This is a genomic window from Methylobacterium sp. FF17 (assembly GCF_025813715.1).
In the GTDB taxonomy this organism is placed as follows: Bacteria; Pseudomonadota; Alphaproteobacteria; order Rhizobiales; family Beijerinckiaceae; genus Methylobacterium; species Methylobacterium flocculans.
On sequence record NZ_CP107532.1, the window covers coordinates 604,553 to 624,923 of the forward strand.

The 20,371-nt window shown below is 70.7% G+C and carries 16 protein-coding genes; 3 read left to right on the forward strand and 13 right to left on the reverse strand.

What is annotated here, in order from left to right; genetic code table 11:
• Positions 1-47: 47 nt before the first annotated feature.
• The 3 genes from ychF to OF380_RS02700 all read right to left on the reverse strand — a co-directional run bounded on the left by ychF (position 48) and on the right by OF380_RS02700 (position 2,638).
• On the reverse strand, positions 48-1,145 hold the full coding sequence (gene ychF / locus OF380_RS02690) for a redox-regulated ATPase YchF (protein WP_264049259.1): 1,098 nt from the start codon (positions 1,143-1,145) through the stop codon (positions 48-50).
• 68 nt (positions 1,146-1,213) lie between these two features.
• Positions 1,214-1,822 carry an aminoacyl-tRNA hydrolase gene (gene pth / locus OF380_RS02695; RefSeq protein ID WP_264049260.1) on the reverse strand — a complete coding sequence of 203 codons (609 nt, stop codon included), beginning with the start codon at positions 1,820-1,822 and terminating at the stop codon, positions 1,214-1,216.
• 126 nt (positions 1,823-1,948) lie between these two features.
• Positions 1,949-2,638: a 50S ribosomal protein L25/general stress protein Ctc gene (locus tag OF380_RS02700; RefSeq protein ID WP_264049261.1), complete on the reverse strand. Its 690-nt coding sequence runs from the start codon at positions 2,636-2,638 to the stop codon at positions 1,949-1,951.
• A gap of 423 nt (positions 2,639-3,061) precedes the next feature.
• Between OF380_RS02700 and OF380_RS02705 the strand changes: the two genes are divergently transcribed.
• The gene (locus tag OF380_RS02705; protein WP_264049262.1) at positions 3,062-3,586 is read left to right on the forward strand and encodes a retropepsin-like aspartic protease family protein; all 525 of its coding nucleotides are present in this window, start codon (positions 3,062-3,064) and stop codon (positions 3,584-3,586) included.
• Between the two features lie 7 nt (positions 3,587-3,593).
• On the opposite strand, the gene mutS is transcribed toward OF380_RS02705, so the two are convergent.
• Together mutS and OF380_RS02715 are read right to left on the reverse strand one after the other, a co-directional pair.
• Complete coding sequence (mutS, locus tag OF380_RS02710) at positions 3,594-6,347, reverse strand: DNA mismatch repair protein MutS (RefSeq protein WP_404810527.1); 2,754 nt, start codon at positions 6,345-6,347, stop codon at positions 3,594-3,596.
• 171 nt (positions 6,348-6,518) lie between these two features.
• On the reverse strand, positions 6,519-6,812 hold the full coding sequence (locus OF380_RS02715; protein WP_264049263.1) for a hypothetical protein: 294 nt from the start codon (positions 6,810-6,812) through the stop codon (positions 6,519-6,521).
• 191 nt (positions 6,813-7,003) lie between these two features.
• On the opposite strand from OF380_RS02715, the gene hrpB reads away from it, so the two are divergent.
• On the forward strand, positions 7,004-9,505 hold the full coding sequence (gene hrpB, locus OF380_RS02720) for an ATP-dependent helicase HrpB (protein ID WP_264049264.1): 2,502 nt from the start codon (positions 7,004-7,006) through the stop codon (positions 9,503-9,505).
• Complete coding sequence (locus tag OF380_RS02725; protein WP_264049265.1) at positions 9,502-9,948, forward strand: DUF805 domain-containing protein; 447 nt, start codon at positions 9,502-9,504, stop codon at positions 9,946-9,948. The genes hrpB and OF380_RS02725 overlap by 4 nt, the downstream gene beginning before the upstream one ends.
• A gap of 2 nt (positions 9,949-9,950) precedes the next feature.
• Here OF380_RS02725 and lpxB read toward each other — a convergent pair whose 3' ends face one another.
• From lpxB to OF380_RS02765, 8 genes are all read right to left on the reverse strand, one after another.
• Positions 9,951-11,123, reverse strand: a complete 1,173-nt coding sequence (lpxB, locus tag OF380_RS02730; RefSeq protein ID WP_264049266.1) for a lipid-A-disaccharide synthase — start codon at positions 11,121-11,123, stop codon at positions 9,951-9,953.
• A complete protein-coding gene (locus OF380_RS02735) occupies positions 11,120-11,980 on the reverse strand; it encodes an LpxI family protein (protein ID WP_264051158.1) in 861 nt (286 codons plus the stop codon). The genes lpxB and OF380_RS02735 overlap by 4 nt, the downstream gene beginning before the upstream one ends.
• A 35-nt stretch (positions 11,981-12,015) precedes the next feature.
• Positions 12,016-12,828, reverse strand: coding sequence for an acyl-ACP--UDP-N-acetylglucosamine O-acyltransferase (gene lpxA, locus OF380_RS02740; RefSeq protein WP_264049267.1), 813 nt, complete (start codon positions 12,826-12,828; stop codon positions 12,016-12,018).
• Complete coding sequence (fabZ, locus tag OF380_RS02745) at positions 12,825-13,280, reverse strand: 3-hydroxyacyl-ACP dehydratase FabZ (RefSeq protein WP_404810593.1); 456 nt, start codon at positions 13,278-13,280, stop codon at positions 12,825-12,827. Before fabZ ends, lpxA begins: the two co-directional genes overlap by 4 nt.
• Before the next feature lie 175 nt (positions 13,281-13,455).
• On the reverse strand, positions 13,456-14,511 hold the full coding sequence (gene lpxD, locus OF380_RS02750) for a UDP-3-O-(3-hydroxymyristoyl)glucosamine N-acyltransferase (protein ID WP_264049269.1): 1,056 nt from the start codon (positions 14,509-14,511) through the stop codon (positions 13,456-13,458).
• 45 nt (positions 14,512-14,556) lie between these two features.
• Positions 14,557-17,118 (reverse strand): outer membrane protein assembly factor BamA, encoded by a 2,562-nt coding sequence (bamA, locus tag OF380_RS02755; protein WP_264049270.1) that lies wholly within the window; start codon positions 17,116-17,118, stop codon positions 14,557-14,559.
• A gap of 353 nt (positions 17,119-17,471) precedes the next feature.
• Positions 17,472-18,632, reverse strand: coding sequence for an RIP metalloprotease RseP (rseP, locus tag OF380_RS02760; RefSeq protein WP_264049271.1), 1,161 nt, complete (start codon positions 18,630-18,632; stop codon positions 17,472-17,474).
• A 163-nt stretch (positions 18,633-18,795) separates the two neighbouring features.
• Positions 18,796-20,370 (reverse strand): DHA2 family efflux MFS transporter permease subunit, encoded by a 1,575-nt coding sequence (locus OF380_RS02765; RefSeq protein ID WP_264049272.1) that lies wholly within the window; start codon positions 20,368-20,370, stop codon positions 18,796-18,798.
• Between the last annotated feature and the right edge of the window lies 1 nt (position 20,371).

A 20,371-nucleotide genomic window follows, 5' to 3' on the forward strand; every position in this document is an offset into this window, starting at 1 on the left:
GTCGGCGAAACGCATGGGGGGCACAGTCGGCGAAGCGCGAGGGAGCCTCAATTGGCGAAGCGGAAGTGCAGCACGTCGCCGTCCTGCACCACGTACTCCTTGCCCTCCAGGCGGAACTTGCCGGCCTCCTTGGCGCCCGCCTCACCCTTCAGGGTGGTGTAGTCGGCGAACGCGATGGTCTCGGCGCGGATGAAACCCTTCTCGAAATCCGTGTGGATCACGCCGGCGGCCGCCGGAGCCCGGGTGCCCTTCTCGATGGTCCAGGCGCGCGCCTCCTTCGGCCCGACCGTGAAGTAGGTGATGAGGCCGAGAAGCTCGTAGCCGGCCCGGATGACCCGGTTGAGGCCGGGCTCGGCGAGGCCGACGGCCTCCAGGAAGTCACCCTGGTCGGCGAGCGGCATCACCGCGATCTCGCTCTCGATCTTGGCGGACACGACCACGGCCTTGGCGCCCTCGGCCTTGGCGCGGGCCATCACGGCCTCGGAATAGGCGTTGCCCTTGTCGGCATCGCCCTCGTCCACGTTGCAGACGTAGAGGACGGGCTTGGCCGTCATCAGGCCGAGGCTCTGGAACAGCTTCTCCTCGTCGTCCTTGCGCTGCACGAGGCGCGCCGGCTTGCCCTCGCGCAGCAGCGGCAGCGCGCGCTGGACGAGATCCAGGGTCTCCTTGGCTTCCTTGTCGGCGCCCTTGGCCTTCTTCTCCAGGGCTATGACGCGCTTCTCCAGGCTGTCGAGATCGGCGAGCATCAGTTCCGTCTCGATGGTCTCGATGTCGGCGGCCGGGTCGACCTTGCCCTCCACGTGGGTGACGTCGCCGTCGGTGAAGCAGCGCACCACGTGGGCGATGGCATCGACCTCGCGGATGTTGGCGAGGAACTGGTTGCCGAGGCCCTCGCCCTTGGAGGCGCCGCGCACGAGGCCGGCGATGTCCACGAAGGTGAGCCGGGTGGGGATGATCTCCTTCGAGGCGGCGATCCGCGCCAGATCATCGAGGCGCGGATCCGGTACCGCGACCTCGCCGACATTCGGCTCGATGGTGCAGAACGGGTAATTCGCCGCCTGCGCCGCCGCCGTCTGCGTCAGGGCGTTGAAGAGGGTCGACTTGCCGACGTTCGGCAGGCCGACGATGCCGCATTTGAAGCCCATGGGTCACCTGTCCGTTCGCGGGACCGCTCGACGGTCCGCCCGCGTGAAATCCGATGTCGCCGCCGCGGTCAATCGCGGGCGTTGACCTGCTTGACGTCGTCCCAGCCGCGCCCCGCCATGGCGAGGTGGACCTTGTTCTGGAAGCTCGCATCCTCGCCCGCCGCCAGGATGGGGGCATGATCGGCCACCGCCCGGCAGAGGTCGTCGACCCAGGCCTCCTCGCCCTTGCCGAAATCGTTCAGCACATAGGCGTGGACCAGGGCCTTGTCGCCCGGATGACCGATGCCGAGGCGCACCCGGCGATAATCGTTGCCGCACTGCGCCGTGATCGAGCGCAGGCCGTTATGGCCGGCATTGCCGCCGCCGAGCTTCACCCGGAGCTTGGCGGGCGCGAGATCGAGTTCATCGTGCAATACGATCACGTCCGACAGCGCGATCTTGTAGAAGCGCTGGGCTTCCTGCACGGCGCGGCCCGACTCGTTCATGAAGGTCTGGGGCTTGAGCAGGATCGCCCGCTCGGACCCGAGGGCCACCTCGGCGATTTCGCCCTGGAACTTGCGCCGCCACGGCCCGGCACGATGCACGCGGGCGATCTCATCCAGCGCGAGGAAGCCGATGTTGTGGCGGTTCTTCGCGTAGCGGGGGCCGGGATTGCCGAGGCCGACGATCAGGCGCATGGCGCGAATCGGTTCCTGCGATGACATGGATCGGGGATGCGCGTGCATCCCCCGAAACGGAGATGCCCCGGCCTGAGGGCCGGGGCATCCACGAGGATCGGGTAAGGCAGGGCTTTCGCCCCCGCCTCAATCCTCCTTCTTCTCGTCCTCGGCAGCGGCCTCGGCGGCTTCGGACGCCTCCTCGGCGGCGGACTCGGCGGACTGCGCCTCGGCGATCGCGGCCTCTTCGGCCTCGACCTCGGCGCCGAGCACGGTCGGCGGCACGATGTTGGCGACCGTGGCGTCGGGCTCACCCGTGAAGGTGGCGCCGGCGGGCAGCTTCACATCGGTGATGTGGATCGCGTCGCCGATCTCGCGGCCGGTGAGGTCGATCTCGATGGCGTCCGGGATCGCGTCGGGGGCGACCTCGAGGGCCAGGGTGTGGAGCACGACGTTGAGCGTGCCGCCCTTCTGCTTGATGCCGGGGGCTGCGTCCTCGTTGGTGAAGTGCACGGGCACCTCGACCGTGATCGACTGGCCGGCGACGACGCGCAGGAAGTCGACGTGGATCGGCACGCCGGACACCGGGTCGAGGTGGAAGTCGCGCGGGATCGCACGGGTCTTCTTGCCGCCGGCATTGATCTCGAACAGGGTGGTCTTGAAGCCACCGGCGTAGATCAGCGTGCGGATACGGATGAGATCCACGGCGATGGATTGCGGGGCCTGACCGCCTCCGTAGATGACGGCGGGAACGTGACCCTGGCGACGAACGGCCCGGGCGGCCCCCTTGCCGACCCGGTCGCGTGCCACGGCCTCAAGCGTCTTGACTGCGCTCATGGCGTGATCCTTTTGAAGATGAAAATTCCGGGTAAACGCGAAAGGCCGCCCGAAACGGACGGCCATACCCCGATCCCCGAAGCGCCCGTGCCTCCAAGGGTGTCTGGCGGGCGCTGGCGCTGCCTATACCCGCAAGTTTCGCCAGCGGCAAGGTTTCGCAGGGAGCCGATTTCCCAAGTGCAAGCCCCGCAGCGGTCGGGTCTTCGCCGGCCCGTCAGCCGACCTTGATCGGCGGCGGACCCGAGCGATCACGAAACGGGCTGACGATCCTGACGGACCGAGGCGGCATTCGCGAGGCTTCGTTACCCGATCCGAAACCCTGGGTCCGATGGGGGGCGAGACCCCGCGCGTTCCGGGCCGGCGGCCGACGATTCGTTCACCCTGACATCCTAGGCTTCGACGCTTGTGGAGCAGGTGGGGCCGATGACGCGACCGATCGTGTGGGCGCTGGGGGTGACGGCGGTGGCGGCGATCTGGGGCGTCGGCCTCGTGGAGCGGTTCGAACGCGCGACGCCCGTCGCGGCCACCGCCACGGCGCCGGCCGCGCTCCCGCCGGCGGCCGCCGTCGCCGCGCGGCCCAACACCGAAACCCTCTTCGCCGATCGGCAGGGACACTTCGCCACCGACGTGACGATCGACGGCCGGCGCCTGCGGATGCTGGTGGATACCGGGGCCACCAGCTGCGCCCTGACCTATGAGGATGCCGAGCGTGCGGGCCTGCGCGTCGGCCCGGCGGATTTCCGCGTGCCCGTGCAGACGGCCAACGGCACGACCTACGCGGCGCGGGTGCGCATCCCGTCGATGCGGGTCGGCAACATCGTGGTCCAGGGCGTGGACGGCGTGGTGATGCCGCGCGGGCTTCTCTCGACCAGCCTCCTCGGCATGACGTTCCTGAAGCGCCTCAACGAGTTCAGTATGAACGGCGGCCGCCTCACGCTGCGCGGGTGAGGCCGCCTCAGGCCCGGTCCGCCCCAACCGCCTTCAATCGATAGAGCGCCTCCAGGGCCTCACGCGGGGTCAGGGCGTCCGGGTCGATATCGTCGAGGGCGAGGCGCAGCGCGTCGTCCGGCGCCTCGGCCGGGGCTTCCGGCATCGGCGGGGGGCTGAGGTTGGCAAAGAGCGGCAGGTCGTCGATGCGCGGCCGCGAGGGGCGGTCCCGCTCCGCCTTCTCCAGGTGCTTCAGGATCGCGCCCGCCCGCGCGATCACCCCGGCGGGCAGCCCGGCGAGCCGCGCCACCTGGAGGCCGTAGGAGCGTTCGGCGACGCCCGGCACCACCTCGTGCAGGAACACCACCGTCCCCTTGTGCTCGGCCACCCGCAGCGTCGCGTTGTCGAGGTGCGAGAGACGCTGGCCCAGGGCCGTCAGTTCATGGAAGTGGGTGGCGAACAGGGCGCGGCAGCCGTTCTGCTCGTGCAGGTGTTCGAGGCAGGCCCAGGCGATGGAGAGCCCGTCGAAGGTGGCGGTGCCGCGCCCGATCTCGTCCAGGATGACGAGGGAGCGGCGGGTGGCCTGGTTCAGGATCGCGGCGGTCTCGACCATCTCGACCATGAAGGTCGACTGCCCCCGGGCGAGGTCGTCGGCCGCGCCGACGCGGGAGAACAGCCGGTCGACCAGCCCGAGGCGGGCCCGCGCGGCCGGCACGAAGGCGCCGATCTGCGCCAGCACGGCGATCAGCGCGTTCTGGCGCAGGAAGGTCGACTTGCCGCCCATGTTGGGGCCGGTGATGAGGCGGATGCGGCCGCGCGCCTCGCCGGTGAGGTCGCAGTCGTTGGCGATAAAGGGCTCGCCCGATTGCCGGAGCGCGGCTTCCACCACGGGGTGGCGCCCGCCCTCCACGACGAAGGCATAGCCCTCCTCCACCACCGGCCGGCGCCAGTCGCGTTCGACGGCGAGTTCCGCGTGCGCGGCGGCGACGTCCAACCCGGCCAGGGCCTCGGCGACCTCCGCGATGGCGGGCGCCTGGGCCAGGATGCGGGCCGCGAGCGCGTCGAACACGGCGGCCTCCAGGGCGAGCGCCCGCTCGGAGGCTCCGGAGATCCGGCTCTCCAGCTGCCCCAGCTCGACGCTGGTGAAGCGCATCGCATCGACCATGGTCTGGCGGTGGATGAAGGTCTCGCGCATCACGCCCTTGAGGCAGGCCTCGCCCACCCCCTGCGGCACCTCGATGTAGTAGCCGAGCATGTTGTTGTGCTTGATCCGCAGGGTGCGGCAGCCGGTCTCCTCGGCGTAGCGCGCCTGCAGGGCGGCGATGACCTTGCGGGAATCCTGGCCGAGCAGGCGGCTCTCGTCGATGTCCGGCGCGTAGCCCGCCCGAACGAAGCCGCCGTCCTGGCGCTTCACCGGCAGCTCATCGGCGAGCGCCGCATGGAGTTCGGCCACGAGGTCGGCATCCACCGCCGCCAGACGCGCGGCGAGGGTCGTCAGGTCTTCCGGCAGGCCGGCGAGTTCGGCGCAGGCTCCCGCCAGGGCCTGTGCAGCGCCAAGCCCGTCGCGCAGGGCCGCGAGGTCGCGAGGGCCGCCGCGCCCCAGCGCGAGGCGCGAGAGTGCGCGGGCGAGGTCCGGCGCCCGGGCGAGGTCGGCGCGGATGCCCGCCCGCGCCGGGCCGTTCTCGGCCAGGAACTCCACCGCCGCGTGGCGGCGCCGGATCGCCGAGAGGTCTGTGAGCGGGCCGGCGAGGTGCTCGGCCAGCAGCCGCGCCCCGCTCGCCGAGACCGTGCGGTCGATGGCGTCGAGCAGGCTGCCCTTGCGCTCGCCGGACAGGGTGCGGGTCAGTTCGAGGTTGGCGCGGGTCGCGGCGTCGATGGCGAGCGTCGCCCCCGTGGTCTCGCGGGTCGGGGCCGACAGGGTCGGGCGCGCGCCGATCTGCGTGCGCTCGATATAGAGGAGCGCGGCGCCGGCGGCGGCGAGTTCGGCGCGTCCGAACTGTCCGAAGCCGTCCAGGGTGGACACTCCGAACTGCGTCTTGAGACGGCGCTCGGCGGAGGCCGGCTCGAGTTCGGCCTGGGGGAGCGGCGTCACCGGCGCGGCGATTCCCCGCCACAGGTTGGCCAGGGCCGGATCGGCGTGGATCGCCTCCGACATCACGATCTCGCGGGGCTCATGCCGGGCGATGGCGGAAGCGAGGTCGCCCGCCGGAACCTCGCTCAGTGAGAAGCGGCCGGTGGAGATGTCGAGGGCGGCGAGGCCGTAGACCGAAGACGTCTCGCCCGCCTTGCGCCGGCCGAGCGCCAGCAGAACGTTGGCGCGGGCGGGGTCGAGGAGGCGGTCCTCCGTGATGGTGCCGGGGGTGACGAGGCGGACGACCGCGCGCCGAACCACGGATTTCGGCCCGCGCTTCTTCGCCTCCGCCGGATCCTCGGTCTGGGCACAGACCGCGACGCGGTGGCCGAGCGCGATCAGGCGGCTGAGATAGTCGTCGGCGCGCTCCACGGGCACACCGCACATGGGGATATCGGCCCCGCCATGCTTGCCGCGCTTGGTCAGGACGATCCCGAGCGCCCGCGAGGCGATCTCGGCATCCTCGAAGAACAGTTCGTAGAAATCGCCCATCCGATAGAACAGCAGGCAATCGGTATTGGCGGCCTTGATCTCGATGTACTGCGCCATCATCGGCGTGGCGCCGGCCGTGTCGAGGATGGCAGCGCTGGTGGTGTAATCCGACGGTGCGGCTCCGGTCTTCGGGACCGATCGGGCGGGGCGCTGTGACATGGCGCCAGCATAGCAGAGGGCGCTCCTTCGCATCAGCGCGGCGCAGCCCTTCGCCTGGGGAGAAGGGTGGAGAACCGGGGACCGCCGCCGATTCGCACCGGAACGGAAGAAGGGCCGGCACGCCCCGCGCGCCGACCCTTCCCTGCCATCCGTCCGGGACGGAAACGCGCCTTAGTAGCGCGGACCGCCCGAGGTGTTGCCCTTCTGCTGCTGGTAGCCGGGCTGCGACGGGTTACGCGAGTTCGGGTCGCTCATCATGCGCGAACGCGGCATGCGGTTCATGCGGCGGTGGTGACGATGATGACGCATGCCGCGATGATGGCGGCGGTAGGCGGCCTGATCGAGGGCCGTGTCGCCGGCGACGGTGACGGCGGGCGCCGGCATCACGGGGGCGGCGGAGGCGGACGTCAGTCCGAAGGCGCCGAGCAACGTGCTGGCGGCCAGAGCGATCGCGAACTTGTTCATGAGGTCCATCTTCCGTCCAGCGCCCGTTGCGCCTTGAGCCAATAAGTCGGACCTCGGGAATGCGTTCCCATGTCGAGCCGCGCAGGCGCGCGTATTTTTCTTCGCGACCGTGGGATTTGGGAAATGTCGTAAACGTGCGCTGACGCGCGATGGCTTGCGAAGCCGCGCGGATCGCGGCACCACCCGACCCGATGACCGATCCTTCACCCGACGCGGGCGTGACCGACCTCCCCATCGAGGCGGCCCTTCCCGCCCTGCGCGATGCCCTCCGGGCCGGCGCGTCGGCCGTGCTCGTCGCGCCGCCGGGTGCCGGCAAGACCACCCGCGTCCCCCTGGCGCTCCTCGATGCGCCGTGGCTCGGGGCCAACGACCGGATCATCCTCCTCGAACCGCGTCGCCTCGCCGCCCGGGGCGCGGCGGAACGCATGGCCGCGACGCTCGGCGAGCGCGTCGGCGAGACCGTCGGCCTGCGGGTGCGGCTCGGCTCGAAGGTCTCAGGGCGGACCCGGATCGAGGTCGTCACCGAGGGCGTGTTCACCCGGATGATCCTCGACGACCCCGAATTGCGGGGCGTCGGCGCCGTGCTCTTCGACGAGTTCCACGAGCGCTCCCTCGACGCGGATCTCGGCCTCGCGCTGGCCCTCGATGCGCAGGGGGCCCTGCGCGAGGACCTGCGCATCCTGGTCATGTCGGCGACGCTGGACGGCGCCCGCGTCGCCGCCCTCCTCGGCGAAGCGCCGGTGATCGCCTCGGAGGGCCGCGCCTACCCGGTGGAGACACGCTACGTCGAGCGCGCCCCGGACCGGCGCATCGAGGAGGTCATGGCGGATGCCATCCTGCGGGCCCTGCAGGCGGATCCCGGCTCGGTGCTCGCGTTCCTGCCCGGCCAGGGCGAGATCCGCCGGGTGGCGGCCCTCCTTGCCGACCGAATCGCGGCGGATACGGAGATCACGCCCCTCTACGGCGCGCTGACGCCTGCCGAGCAGGACCGAGCCGTGTCGCCCGCGGCCCCGGGACGGCGCAAGGTCGTGCTCGCCACCAGCATCGCCGAGACCTCGCTGACGATCCGGGGCGTTCGCATCGTGGTCGATTCCGGCCTGTCCCGGGTGCCGGTCTACGAACCGGGCCTCGGCCTCACGCGCCTCGTCACCGCGCGGGCCTCGCGGGCCTCCGTGGACCAGCGCCGGGGTCGCGCCGGCCGTACCGAACCGGGCGTCTGCCACCGCCTCTGGTCGGAGGCCGCCACCAGCGCCCTGGAGCCGTTCACTCGCCCCGAGATCCTGGCGGCCGACCTTTCGGGGCTCGTGCTCGACTGCGCCGCCTGGGGTGTGGCCGACCCGACCAGCCTCGCCTTCCTGGATACCCCGCCGGGCCCCGCCCTCACGGAGGCGCGGGCGATGCTGCGTGACCTGGCGGCGATCGAGGCGGATGGTCGCCTCACCGAGACGGGCAAGGCGCTGCGCGCCCTCCCCCTACCGCCGCGCCTCGCCCGCATGCTCCTCGGCGCGGCGGCAGGGGGCCGCGCTCGGGAGGCCGCCGACCTCGCTGCGGTGCTGGTGGAGCGCGGGCTCGGCGGGGACGACGCCGACGTCGCCCATCGGGTCGAGCGCTTCACCCGCGACCGGACCCCGCGCGCCACCGACATGCGGCGCCTCGCCCTGGGCTGGGCCCGGCAGGCGGAGAGCTTCGCGCGCGTCGCGGAGACGCGGGCCGGCCTCGACCTCACCGAGGCCGGCGCCCTCCTCGCCCTCGCCTATCCCGACCGGGTGGCGCGGGCGCGGGGCCGCGACGGCGAGTTCCTGATGGCCAACGGCCGCGCGGGCCGGGTGGACGCCGCCTCCGCCCTGGCGCGGGCCCCGTTCCTGGTGGTGGCCGACATCACCGGAACCGCCGCCCAGGCCCGCATCCTGGCGGCGGCCCCGATTGCCCTGGAGACGATCGAGGCCCTGTTCGCGGCCTCCATCCAGGCGACCACGCAGGTGGTGTTCGAGAAAGCACCCCGCGCCCTGCGGGCCCGGGCCCTGCGCCGCCTCGGCGCCCTGACGCTCGGCGAGCGCACCCTGCCGGTGCCAGCGGACCTCGCCTCCGCCGAGATCCTGGCCCGGGGCGTGGCCGAGATCGGGCTCGCCGCGCTGCCCTGGACCCTCGCCCTCGCCCAATGGCGGGCGCGGCTGGCCTTCCTGCGCGCAGCGGACCCGACCTCGTGGCCCGACCTCTCGGACGCGTCCCTGAGCGACTCGATCACGACCTGGCTCGCCCCCGAGATCATCGGGCGGACCAGCCTGGAGGCGATCACCGCCGACGATCTCGGCCGCGCGCTCCAGGCCCTGCTGCCCTGGGACCTGCGGGCCCGCCTGGAGGCGGAGGCCCCGACCCACGTGGAGGTGCCCACCGGTTCCCGCATCGCCCTCGACTACGAGGCCGAGGGCGGGCCGGTGCTGGCGGTGCGCGTGCAGGAACTGTTCGGCCTCGAGCGACACCCCAGCATCGCGGGTGGGCGCATCCCCCTCGTCCTCCACCTGCTCTCGCCGGCCTCGCGGCCGATCCAGATCACCCGCGACCTGCCGGGATTCTGGCGCGGGTCCTGGAGCGCCGTCCGCTCGGAGATGCGCGGGCGCTATCCGCGTCATCCCTGGCCCGAGGACCCCGTGGCCGAGCCGCCGACCCGCCGGGTCAAGCCGAGGGGCACATGAGGGTGCTGCGCGCCGCCCTGGCGACCCTGGACCCGCGCGGGCGGCTGACGGCGCGCGCCTTCCGGCACCGCCTCGTCCGGCTGCTGCTGGCGTTCTTCGGGCTTCTCTGCGCGGCGATCTGGTTCGCATCCCTGGGGCTGCGCGGGCTCGCCATCCTGACCATCGCGGGCATCCTCCCCGTCGCCCTGTCGGCCCTGGCGCAGACGAACCGCCGCCTGCACGACCGTGACCGGTCGGGATGGTGGCTCGGCCTCTACCTTCTGCTGGAAGGGATCGCCACACTGCCCCTGGAGCAGGGAATCGAGACCCACCCCGTCCCGGTGATCCTCCTCGTCGCCGCCCTGCTCGGCTACTTCGCCTGGTTCTGCGTCGAGACCCTGCTGCGGCCGGGTACGACGGGCTCGAACCGCTACGGCCCCGCGCCGCGCGACGAAGGCGGGTAAGGTCAGGACGCGCGCCGGGCCGAGAGGACGATGCGCGCCGCGCTCCGGCTCGGCTGGTCGTCGCCGGGCAGGCGCATGAGGCTGTCGATGCGCGCCAGGGCCGCGACCTGCGCGTCGCGGGCGGGACCGCCGGCGACGAGGGGCGCCAGCGCCTCGGCGAGGCGCGGGGCGGTGCAGTCGGCCTGGATGAATTCCGGCATCGCGTTCTGGCCGAGAATCAGGTTCGGCAGCACGATGGTGGGGACTTGGATCAGGCGACGCGCCACCGCCTCCTCGATCCGCGAGACCTTGTAGGCCACCACCATCGGCACGCCCGCGAGGGCGAGTTCCAGGGTCACGGTGCCGGAGGCCGCCAGGGCCGCCCGGGCGCGCCGGAACAGCGCGTATTTCGGCGCCTCGCCGTGGACGAGGGTGACCGGAACCGGCCAGCTGCCCGCCAGCCGTTCGATGAGGGCGCGGTGCCGGCTCACCGCCGGCAGGACGGCCTCGATCGGTCCGAACCGCGCCACGAGGTCGGCCAGCGTGGCGCCGAAGACCGGCATCAGCCGCTCGATCTCCGAGCGGCGCGAGCCCGGCAGGATCGCCAGCACCGGCGGCCCGGCCGGGCGTGCTCCCGCCTCGTCCGGGCCGGGGCGCAGTTCCGCGAGGCGCTCGATCAGCGGATGGCCCACATAGGTGCAGGTGGGGCCGTTCAGGCGGCGATGCGCCTCCGGCTCGAAGGGCAGCAGGGCCAGCACGTGGTCGATGAATGGACGCATCCGCGCCGCCCGCCACGGGCGCCAGGCCCAGACGCTGGGCGAGACGTAATCGACGATGGGAAGGTCGGGCAGGCGCTTGCGCACCCGCGCGGCCACCGCGTGGGTGAAGCCGGGGCTGTCGATGATGACGAGCACGTCGGGCCGGGCCTCGACCACGTCGCGCACGGTCTGGCGAATGCGGCGCAGGAGCGTGCGCAGTCGCGCGGCGACCGGCAGGTAGCCCATCACCGCCACGTCATCGATGGGAAAGAGCGAACGGAAGCCCTGTTCGGCCATGGCCTCGCCGCCGACCCCGCCGAATCGGATCGGCCGGTCCGAGAGCTCGCGCAGGCCCCGCATCAGCTTGGCCCCGAGCTGGTCGCCGGAATCCTCGCCCGCCACCAGCCAGATCGTCCGCTCGGCCGCCGGCCCGCTCATGTGTCCCATCCCGTTCTGGCGTCCGCCGGCAGCCCGATGAGGAAGAGCCCCGCCCGGTCCGCCGCCGCGATGGTGGCGGGGCGGTCGATGATCAGGGTGAGATCCGCCTGCACCGCCAGGCCGGCGCAGCCGGCGGCGGCGGCATTCGCGACCGTGCGCGGGCCGATCGCCGGAAGGTCGACCCGCAGGTCCTGTCCGTCCTTGGCGAGCTTGACCAGCACGATGCCGGCCTGCGCGCGGCCGTACCCGAAGGGTCGCCGGGCGAGGCCCCGGGCGCGGGCGAGCATCCGGTCGGTGCCCTCCGGCCCCTCGACGGCGAGCGCCCGCTGGCCCACGAGGACCGCGGCCTGGCCGACATCATGGGGCGAGAGGGCGCCGAGCAGCGCGCGCCCGGCGGCGATGGAGGCGCGGGCCGACGCGTCCGGCCGATGCCGGCCCAGAACGCCCTCCGGGCTGAGGAGGTCGGGCGCCACCTCGTGGACGCCGACGACGCCGTGACCGTTCTCCTCCAGCAGGGCCAATGCCCCGCGCAGCAGCCGGTCGTCGCCCCCGCCCGAGATCGCCCTCAGGGCCTCGCGGTTGCGCAGGGCGGCCGCCGCGTTGAGGATCGCGGCCGGGTTCGGTCGCGAGACCCCGCCGGCCGGCACCACGCTCACAGGCCCCCAGGCCTTGAGGATCGACAGGATGCCCGCGATGTCGAGGAGGTCGACGGTCGCCTCCGCGCGGGCCCGCATCGCCCGCTCGGCGAAGCCCCGGATCGCCAGCACCCGGAAGGGGCGGCCGGCCCGGTCGAGGGATTCGGCCACGAGTTGTGGGAGGCGCCCGGCGCCCGCCACGAGCACCAGGGCCGCCGGCATCGCGACGCTCCGCTCGATCGGGGCCGGGTTCGCGGTCAAGCGGCGCTCGGCGTCTCGCGCGGTGTGCAGAGCGAACGCTTGCCGCCCGCGCGGATGAAGGCGACGATCTCGGCCACCGCACGGTGGTTCTCGAATTCGGCCGCCACGTCCTCGAGGCGCTCCATCAGCGTGCCCTCGTTGGCGAACAGCAGACGGTAGGCCCGGCGCAGGGTGTGGATGTCCTCGCGGGCAAAGCCCCGCCGCTGCAGGCCGATGATGTTGAGGCCCGAAAGGTAGGCCCGGTTGCCCAGCGCCATGCCGTAGGGGATGCAGTCGTTCTCCAGGCCCGACAGGCCGCCCACGAAGGCGTGCGCGCCCACGCGCGCGAACTGGATCACGGCCGCGCCGCCGCCCAGGATCGCGTAGTCGCCCACGCTGCAATGGCCCGCCAGCATGACGTTGTTGGAGAAGACGACGCCGTCGCCGACCTGGCAATCGTGGCCCACATGCGAATTGGCGAGGAAGGTGCAGCTGTCCCCGACCGTCGTCTCCAGGCCGCCGCCGGCCGTGCCGGGGTTCATGGTGACGCCTTCGCGGATCAGGCAATCGGCGCCGATCGTCAGGGTGGAGGCCTCGCCCCGGAACTTCAGGTCCTGGGGCGGGTGCCCGATGGAGGCGAAGGGATAGAGCCGCGTGCGCGGCCCGATGGTGGTGCGCCCGGCGACCACGACGTGGCTGACGAGTTCGCAGCCGGCACCGAGGGTGACCTCCGGACCGATATGGCAGAACGGGCCGATCCGCACGCCCTCGCCCAGGGTCGCGCCATCCTCCACCACCGCGTTCGGATGGATCTCCAAGGCCCCGGTCACTCCGTCACCAGCATGGCGCCGATCTCGGCCTCGGCCACCAGGGTGCCGTCGACCCGGGCCTCGCCCCGGAACCACCACATGGTCCGGCGGTGATTCGTCTTGGTCATGTGGTAGCGCACGGTATCCCCCGGGACGACCGGCTTGCGGAACTTGCACTTGTCGATGGTCATGAAGAACACCTGCTTGGTGCGCAGGTCGTCGCTCATGATGTGGCGGCAGCAGATCGCGCCGGCCGTCTGGGCCATGCCCTCGATGAGCAGGACGCCCGGGAAGACTGGCAGCCCGGGAAAGTGCCCGGTGAATTGCGGCTCGTTGATCGTCACGTTCTTGATGCCGACGCAGCTGCGGTCGCCGTCGATCTCGATGATCCGGTCGATCATCAGGAAGGGATAGCGGTGCGGCAGCAGTTCCAGAACCTTCTGGATGTCAGCCGAGCCGAGCTCACGCGGCATGTCGTTCATCGAATCCATCACCTCACCGAGCGCGTCGACGCCCCCGCCGTCCCGCCTCACGTCCTGAAAAAACCGCCAACCCGTCGGAGGCGCCTTCTTTCGGCAGAAGCCGGACGGATGCAAGCCCTCGCGGCGGATTGCGCCGTCGCGGACGCGCGCCCCGACCGGTCGGGCGTCAGCCCTTCGGCTCGTCGCTCCCGCCGCGCTCGGCGAGCCGCGCCAGGGTGGTCAGTTCCCGGAACCAGGCCCGCACGGGTTTGGCCGGTGTTCCGCCCCAGCGACTGCCCGGCGGCACGTCGCGGTTCACGTTGGAAGAGCCCGCGATCTGCGACCCCATGCCGATGCGCAGATGCCCGACGACGCCGACCTGGCCGCCCAGCACCACGTAATCCTCCAGGGTGGTCGAGCCGGAGATGCCGACGCCCGAGACGATCACGCAGTGGCGCCCGATGACGACGTTGTGCGCGATCTGCACGAGGTTATCGATCTTGGTCCCCTCCCCGATCACGGTATCGCGGCTGGCCCCGCGATCGATCGTGGTGTTGGCGCCGATCTCGACGTCGTCCTGGACGATGACCCGGCCGATCTGAGGCACCTTCAGGTGGCCACCCGGCCCCATGGCGAAGCCGAAGCCGTCCTGTCCGAGGCGCGCCCCCGGATGGACGATGACTCGGTTGCCGAGCAGCGCGTGGGTCACCGTCGCCCCGGCGCCGATGGCGCAGTCCCGCCCGATCCGCACGCCGGGTCCGATGCTGGCATTGGCCCCGATGACGGTGCCCGCGCCGATTTCTGCGTTAGGCCCGACGACCGCACCGGGATCGACGTGGACGCCCGGTTCCAGACGCGCTTCCGGATGGATGTGGGCGCCGGGCGCCACCCCGGCGGCGCCGAACAGGGAGGCCGGACGCATCGCCTTGGGATGGAGGCGGGCGAGCAGGCCCGCATAGGCGCGGTAGGGATCGCGCAGGACCAGGGCCACCGTCCCGGCCGGCACGCGCGGTGCGAAGCGCGGGGAAACGAGGCAGACGCCCGCGCGGGTGGCGGCCAAAGCCTCGCCGTAGCGGGCGTTGTCCATGTAGGCGACGTCCTGGGGCGTCGCCGTCTCCAGGGGAGCGGCCCCCGTGATCACGCCCTGCGGGTCGGCGCCCTCGGGCAATGAAACGCCAGCAGCCTCGGCGATGGCGCCGAGGCTGAGGGTGGTGGAGGCAGAGAAGAAGACGGGATCAGACATGCTGTCACAACGCGCCGCCTCCCCGAAAGGAGGCGGCGCTCGTCGTCAGAAGCGCGAGCCGCCGGAGAACCGGAAGGCCTGGAGCTGATCCTTGCCGACGCGGCCCAGGAAGGTGCCGTTGGCATCGAAGGCTTTCACGCCCTCATCCTTCGAGAGTGCGTAGGCGTAATCGAACCGGATCGGGCCGAGCGGCGAGTTCCAGAGGATCGAGGCGCCGACCGAGGACCGGATCGTCATCTTGTCACGGACGTTCACGCATTCGGGTTCGACGCCGATGGTGCCCTGGTTGAAGTTACAGGCGCCGCCCGGAGCGATACCGTTGATGAACTGGTCGCCGTTCACGTTGAACGTCGTGCGGCCGTTATAGCCGAACAGCGTACCCGCATCCGCGAAGACCGCGCCCTTCAGACCCAGATCCCGCGGGATGCCGGGGATCGGGAACTGAACCTCGAGCGTACCGCCGAAGTAGGTCGAGCCGCCGATGGCGTTGGAGCGGCTGTCGCTGATGCCGACGTCGCGGGGGCCGATGCCGTTGGGCGCGAAGCCGCGCACCAGCGACGGGCCGAGGAAGAACTGGTCGGTGATGCGCAGGGGCTGGTCGTTCAGAGCGGTGATGTGACCGCCCTGGAAGCGCACGAAGCCGACGACGTCCTCGTAGAACTCCTTGTAGTAACGGGCATCGCCCGTCACGCGGAAGAACTTCGAGTCGCCGCCGAGGCCGGCGACGTCGGGCTTCAGTTCGGCGTAGAGGCCGTTCCGGGGCGAGGCGAAGTTGTCGAGGGTGGAATAGGACAGGGTCAGACCCGCGAGCGAGGTCAGGGTGCTGCCCTGCGAGCCCTTCAGCGCGATCGAGGCTTCGCCGTCGAGGGCACAGGCGGGATACGCCGCGAGTTCTCCGGCCGCACCGGTCGCCTTCAGACCGGTGGTCAGCGTCGTGTAGCCCACGATCGGGTTCGAGCAGTCGTTATACGGCCGCTTGACCGTGTTCGGGACCTTGAGCTCTGTGTTGTAGAGCGAGTAACGCAGGGTCACGCCGAACTCTTCCGTGATCGGCAGGCCGACGCGGAGCTGGCCACCGTAGACCGTGGTCTCGTAGCGCGAGTAGCGGGTCTGGTCGCTGTACTTGTAGAAGGCGTCGAAGCCCGCCGCGAGGCGGTAGCCGAGGAAGTACGGCTCCGTGAACGAGAAGTCGAGCCCGCGCGAGTACTGGCCGCCGGTGCCGGCGACGCGGACGTACTGACCGCGGCCGAGGAAGTTCGATTCCGAGACCGAGACCTCGCCGATGATGCCGTCCTGGGTGGAGTAGCCGCCCGCCACCGAGAACGAGCCCGTGGGCTGATCCTCGACGTCGATGTTGATGATCACCCGGTCGGCCGAGGAGCCCGGCTCATTGGAGAAGCGGACCTTCTTGAAGAAGCCGAGGCCGTTCAGGCGGCGCTCGGCCCGGTCGGTGAGCACGCGGTTGTAGGCATCGCCCTCGGTGATATCGAGCTCGCGACGGATGACGTAGTCGCGGGTGCGGGTGTTGCCGCGGATGTTGATGCGTTCGACGTAGACGCGCGGGCCGTCCTCGACCACGAAGCCCAGGGCCACGGTGTGGGTGGCGCGGTCGCGCTGGCCGGTGGGACGTACCTGGGCGAAGGGGTAGCCCTGGCGGCCGACCTGGTTGGTCACGCCGTTGAGGGTGCGCTCCACGTCCTCGGCATTGTAGACGTCGCCGACCTGGGCGCGGACCTCGCCGTCGAGGGGCGCGGTGTCGAGCCCCGGCAGGCGGGAATCGATGGCGACGGCACCGACGCGGTACTGTTCGCCTTCCTCGACCGTGACGGTGATGACCCAGCCGGCATCCCCCTCGCCCTCGACGTAGCGGGCATCGGCGTTGATGACGCGGAAATCCGCGTAGCCGTTCTTGAGGTAGTAGCGCCGGACGATGTCGAGATCGTTGGTGATCCGGTCGGGATCGTAGACGTCCGAGGTCTTGATGAAGCTGAGGAAGTTCATCTCCGAGGAGGACATCAGCTCGCGCAGCTTGGATTCGGAGAACGCGCTGTTGCCGACGAAGTTGATCGACTTGATGCCGGTCTTGTCGCCCTCCTCGATGACGTAGATCACATCGAGGCGGCCGTTCGGCAGGTCGACCGTGCGGAAGCTGACCTTCGCCGTGCCGCGACCGGCCCGGCGATAGACTTCGCGGATGCGCTGGAGATCGGCCTGGACGATGCCCTCGCTGAAGGCGCCGCGCGACTTGGCCTCGACCTCGCCTTCGAGGGTGGCCTTCTCGATCTTCTTGTTCCCCTCGAACACCACCCGGTTGATGATGTTGTTCTCACGGACGCTCACGACCGTGCCGCCGCCGCCGCGCGACACCTTCACGTCCGAGAACATGCCGGTCGCCAGCAGGTTGCGGCGGGCCTCCTCGGGCGAGCCCGAGGCGGTGCCGGTCACGTAGGACCGGATCGTGTCGGCATCGACGCGCTTGTTACCCTGGACGACGATCTGCTGCGCCTGAGCGGCGCCACCGAGGACGAGGCCAGCCGCCGCCGCGGCGACTAGGACGATGGTCTGTTCCGCCGACTTGCGCCGGCGCTTCCCCGTCATCGACATCATGTAATCGCCCGTCTCTTTTTATCTACGGCGCGGGTTCGCACCCGCAATCAGGCACCCGTTCTCGGGCATCCTGACACCTAGTCCCAAGCTCAGCTTCTATCGGGATTCCGGAGCTAAGCAAACGCTCGGAGGTCCCGCTTGCCGGGGATTTTGGGGTGACGTGGCCTTCCGGTCACTTAACGTCCCCGACCCATCGGCAAACAGGGTCAACGCGCGGTTGCAGGCGGGACGCACAGCGCCCGCCCGCAGACCGGATTATCGTTGTGATCGAGGCATTTGCGTGTCCCACGATGGGATTGCGGCGGCGATGTCGAGGCCGTTCCCGCAATCCACAGCGTCGTGCGACGCGGTGCTCAGGTGCGGCGCGGCCCCCAGGAAGCGCCGAGGTTCAGGAGGTCGTTCCAGGCCGCGAACAGCATCAGGAACAGCACCAGGGCGAGTCCGATCCGGAAGCCGATCTCCTGCGCGCGGGCGCTCAGGGGACGCCCGCGCACCGCCTCGAAGGCGTAGAAGAGCAGATGTCCGCCATCCAGCAGCGGCACCGGGAACAGGTTCAGGAGGCCGATCGAGACGGAGAGCAGGGCGATGAGCCCAATCAGTCCACCGACGCCGCCGACCTTGGCGACCTCGCCGGAAACCCGGGCGATGCCGATCGGCCCCGAGAGCTGGTCGGGCGATTCGCGGCCGGTCACGAGCTTGCCGATGTAGTCGATGGTCCGGTCCACCACGAAGTAGGTCTCGTAGATCCCGAGCCCGAGCGATTCCACGGGGCCGTAATGGACGAGCTTGGCCTCGCTCCCCTTCGGACCCTGGATGCCGAGGCGTCCGAAGCGGTGACGTCCGAACGGGGTCACGTCCTCCTTGCTCTCGGGAACGGCCACGAGATCCTGGGGCCGGCCGTCGCGCTCGACCGTGATCGTCAGGCTGGATCCGGCGGCGCCCGAGACCGTGCGCTGCATGTCGGTGAAGCTGTTGACCCGCGTTCCCCCGATGGCGCGGATGACGTCGCCGGGCTGGAAGCCGGCCCGCGCGGCGGGGCTGTCCGGCAGCACGGCCTCGACCCGGGCCGGGGTCTCGTAGCGTCCGCCGAAGTAGATGGCCCCGGAGAAGAGCGCGATGGCGAGGATGAAGTTGGCGATGGGCCCGGCGGCGACGATGGCGGCCCGCTTCGGCAGCGGCTGGGTGGGGAAGCTGATCGCCCGTTCCTGCGGGGTCATGCGCGCCACTGCCTCGGCGTCGGGCATGCTGGCGCCGTTCACGTCGCCGTGGAACTTGACGTAGCCGCCGAGCGGGATCGCCGAGAGCTTCCAGCGCGTGCCGTGCCGGTCGTTGAAGCCGAACAGTTCGGGGCCGAACCCGAGGGAGAAGGCGTGGACGCCGACGCCGCACCAGCGCCCGACCAGGAAGTGCCCCATCTCGTGCACGAACACGACGATGCTGAGCACGATCAGGAATGGGATCACGGCGCCGAAGAAACCGGTCGCTGTGCCGCCCATGGCGTTCAGGAAGTCCATACGTCGATCCTCTCGGCCTCCCTAGGGGCCGTCGTTCCGCTCTAGCAGATCGGATGGGCCGGACGCGAACGCAAACCCGAATCCGGGTCTCCAGCGTCGCAGCGACCCGATCGACCGGCCCTGTCCACGCATTCCGGACAAGAGGGTAAAGAGGCGTACCGCCTCAGTGACCGCCGCCCGCCCCCGCCGCGGCGCGGGGCCGGCGGATGAAAGGCACGGCGCAGGCCATGGCCACGAACAGGACGGTCAGGACGAGGAAGACGTCCGTGAACCCCATCACCAGCCCCTGCACGCGCACGGTGTTCATCATGGCTTTGAGCGCCATGGCGTCGGCATTGCCGCCCAGCACCTCGAACTGGCGCCGGGTCATGTCGAGGCGCTCGAGCACGGCCGTGTTCGTCCAGGTGAAGCGCTCGTGCAGGCGGGCGAGGTGGAGGTCCCAGCGGTCGTTCAGCACGGTGTTGATGAGCGCGAGGCCCACCGCGCCGCCGAGGTTGCGCGTGAGGTTGTAGAGGCCCGAGGCGTTCTTCATCCGGGCCGGAGGCAGGGTGCCGAGCGCGATGTTGTTGATCGGGATCATGCACAGCATCAGCGAGCAGCCGCGCAGGATCTGCGGCACCAGCAGTTCCGCGAAGTCCCAGTCCTTGGTCAGGCCCGTCACCATCCAGGTGCCGATGGCGAAGCCGAGGAAGCCGGTCCCCATCATCAGGCGCGGGTCGACCCGGCCCGAGAACCGGCCCGCGATCGGCGCGGTGGCGAACATGCACAGCCCCGAGACGAACATCGTCTCGCCGATCTGCAGGGCGGAGTAGCCGCGCACCCGCCCGAGATAGACCGGGTAGAGGTAGGTCAGGCCGTAGAGGCCGATCCCGAGGACGAAGCTGAAGAGGCAGCCCGCCGCGAAGTTCCGGTCGGCGAAGGCGCGCAGGTCGACGATCGGCTCGGCCGCCGTGAAGGCGCGCCAGAAGAAGGCCGGTCCGGCGACGAGGCAGACCAGGGCGCAGGCCAGCACCGCCTCGTCGGCGAGCCAGTCATGATTCGGCCCCTCCTCCAGCACGTATTCGAGGCAGCCGAGCATCAGCGCCATGAACACGAGACCGAACCAGTCGAAGCGCTTGAACAGCCCGAGATTCGGCTCGTCGAAATCGATCAGCAGGTAGGTGGAGACCGTGACGAGAATGCCCGGCACGACGTTGACGAGGAAGAGCCAGTGCCAGTCGAAGAGGTCGGTGAGATAGCCGCCGACCGTCGGCCCGATGGTGGGCGCCAGCGTCGCCACGAGGCCGATCATCGGCGAGACGATGGAGCGCTTCGAGGGCGGGAAGATCGTGAAGGCGGAGGCGAACACCGTCGGGATCATGCCGCCGCCGATGAATCCCTGCGCCGCGCGCCAGACGATCATCTCGTTGATCGAGGTGGAGGTGGCGCAAGCCAGGCTCATCAGCGTGAAGCCGCCCGCCGAGATCACGAACATCCACCGGGTCGAGAGCACCCGCGAGAGGAAACCCGAGAGCGGGATCGAGATCACCTCGGCGATGAGGTAGCTCGTCTGCACCCAGGGGATCTCGTCGCCGGACGCCGAGAGGCCGGCCTGGATCTCGGCCAGCGACGCCGAAACGATCTGGATGTCCAGGATCGCCATGAACATGCCGAAGACCATGCAGACGAACGCCACCATGCGGCGGCGGTCGAGGGGCGGCTCGGCGGGCGTCGCGGCGGGGACAGCGCTGGCGGCCATC

Bases quoted from the DNA above. Each gene is read 5' to 3' on its own strand.
- rseP (WP_264049271.1), bottom strand. From the start codon at position 18,632: ATGGACTTCCTGAACGCCATGGGCGGCACAGCGACCGGTTTCTTCGGC.
- bamA (WP_264049270.1), bottom strand. From the start codon at position 17,118: ATGATGTCGATGACGGGGAAGCGCCGGCGCAAGTCGGCGGAACAGACC.
- ychF (WP_264049259.1), bottom strand. From the start codon at position 1,145: ATGGGCTTCAAATGCGGCATCGTCGGCCTGCCGAACGTCGGCAAGTCG.
- OF380_RS02725 (WP_264049265.1), top strand. From the start codon at position 9,502: ATGAGGGTGCTGCGCGCCGCCCTGGCGACCCTGGACCCGCGCGGGCGG.
- hrpB (WP_264049264.1), top strand. From the start codon at position 7,004: ATGACCGATCCTTCACCCGACGCGGGCGTGACCGACCTCCCCATCGAG.
- OF380_RS02705 (WP_264049262.1), top strand. From the start codon at position 3,062: ATGACGCGACCGATCGTGTGGGCGCTGGGGGTGACGGCGGTGGCGGCG.
- OF380_RS02715 (WP_264049263.1), bottom strand. From the start codon at position 6,812: ATGAACAAGTTCGCGATCGCTCTGGCCGCCAGCACGTTGCTCGGCGCC.
- lpxD (WP_264049269.1), bottom strand. From the start codon at position 14,511: ATGTCTGATCCCGTCTTCTTCTCTGCCTCCACCACCCTCAGCCTCGGC.
- mutS (WP_404810527.1), bottom strand. From the start codon at position 6,347: ATGTCACAGCGCCCCGCCCGATCGGTCCCGAAGACCGGAGCCGCACCG.
- lpxB (WP_264049266.1), bottom strand. From the start codon at position 11,123: ATGAGCGGGCCGGCGGCCGAGCGGACGATCTGGCTGGTGGCGGGCGAG.
- fabZ (WP_404810593.1), bottom strand. From the start codon at position 13,280: ATGCCGCGTGAGCTCGGCTCGGCTGACATCCAGAAGGTTCTGGAACTG.
- pth (WP_264049260.1), bottom strand. From the start codon at position 1,822: ATGCGCCTGATCGTCGGCCTCGGCAATCCCGGCCCCCGCTACGCGAAG.
- OF380_RS02765 (WP_264049272.1), bottom strand. From the start codon at position 20,370: ATGGCCGCCAGCGCTGTCCCCGCCGCGACGCCCGCCGAGCCGCCCCTC.
- OF380_RS02700 (WP_264049261.1), bottom strand. From the start codon at position 2,638: ATGAGCGCAGTCAAGACGCTTGAGGCCGTGGCACGCGACCGGGTCGGC.
- OF380_RS02735 (WP_264051158.1), bottom strand. From the start codon at position 11,980: ATGCCGGCGGCCCTGGTGCTCGTGGCGGGCGCCGGGCGCCTCCCACAA.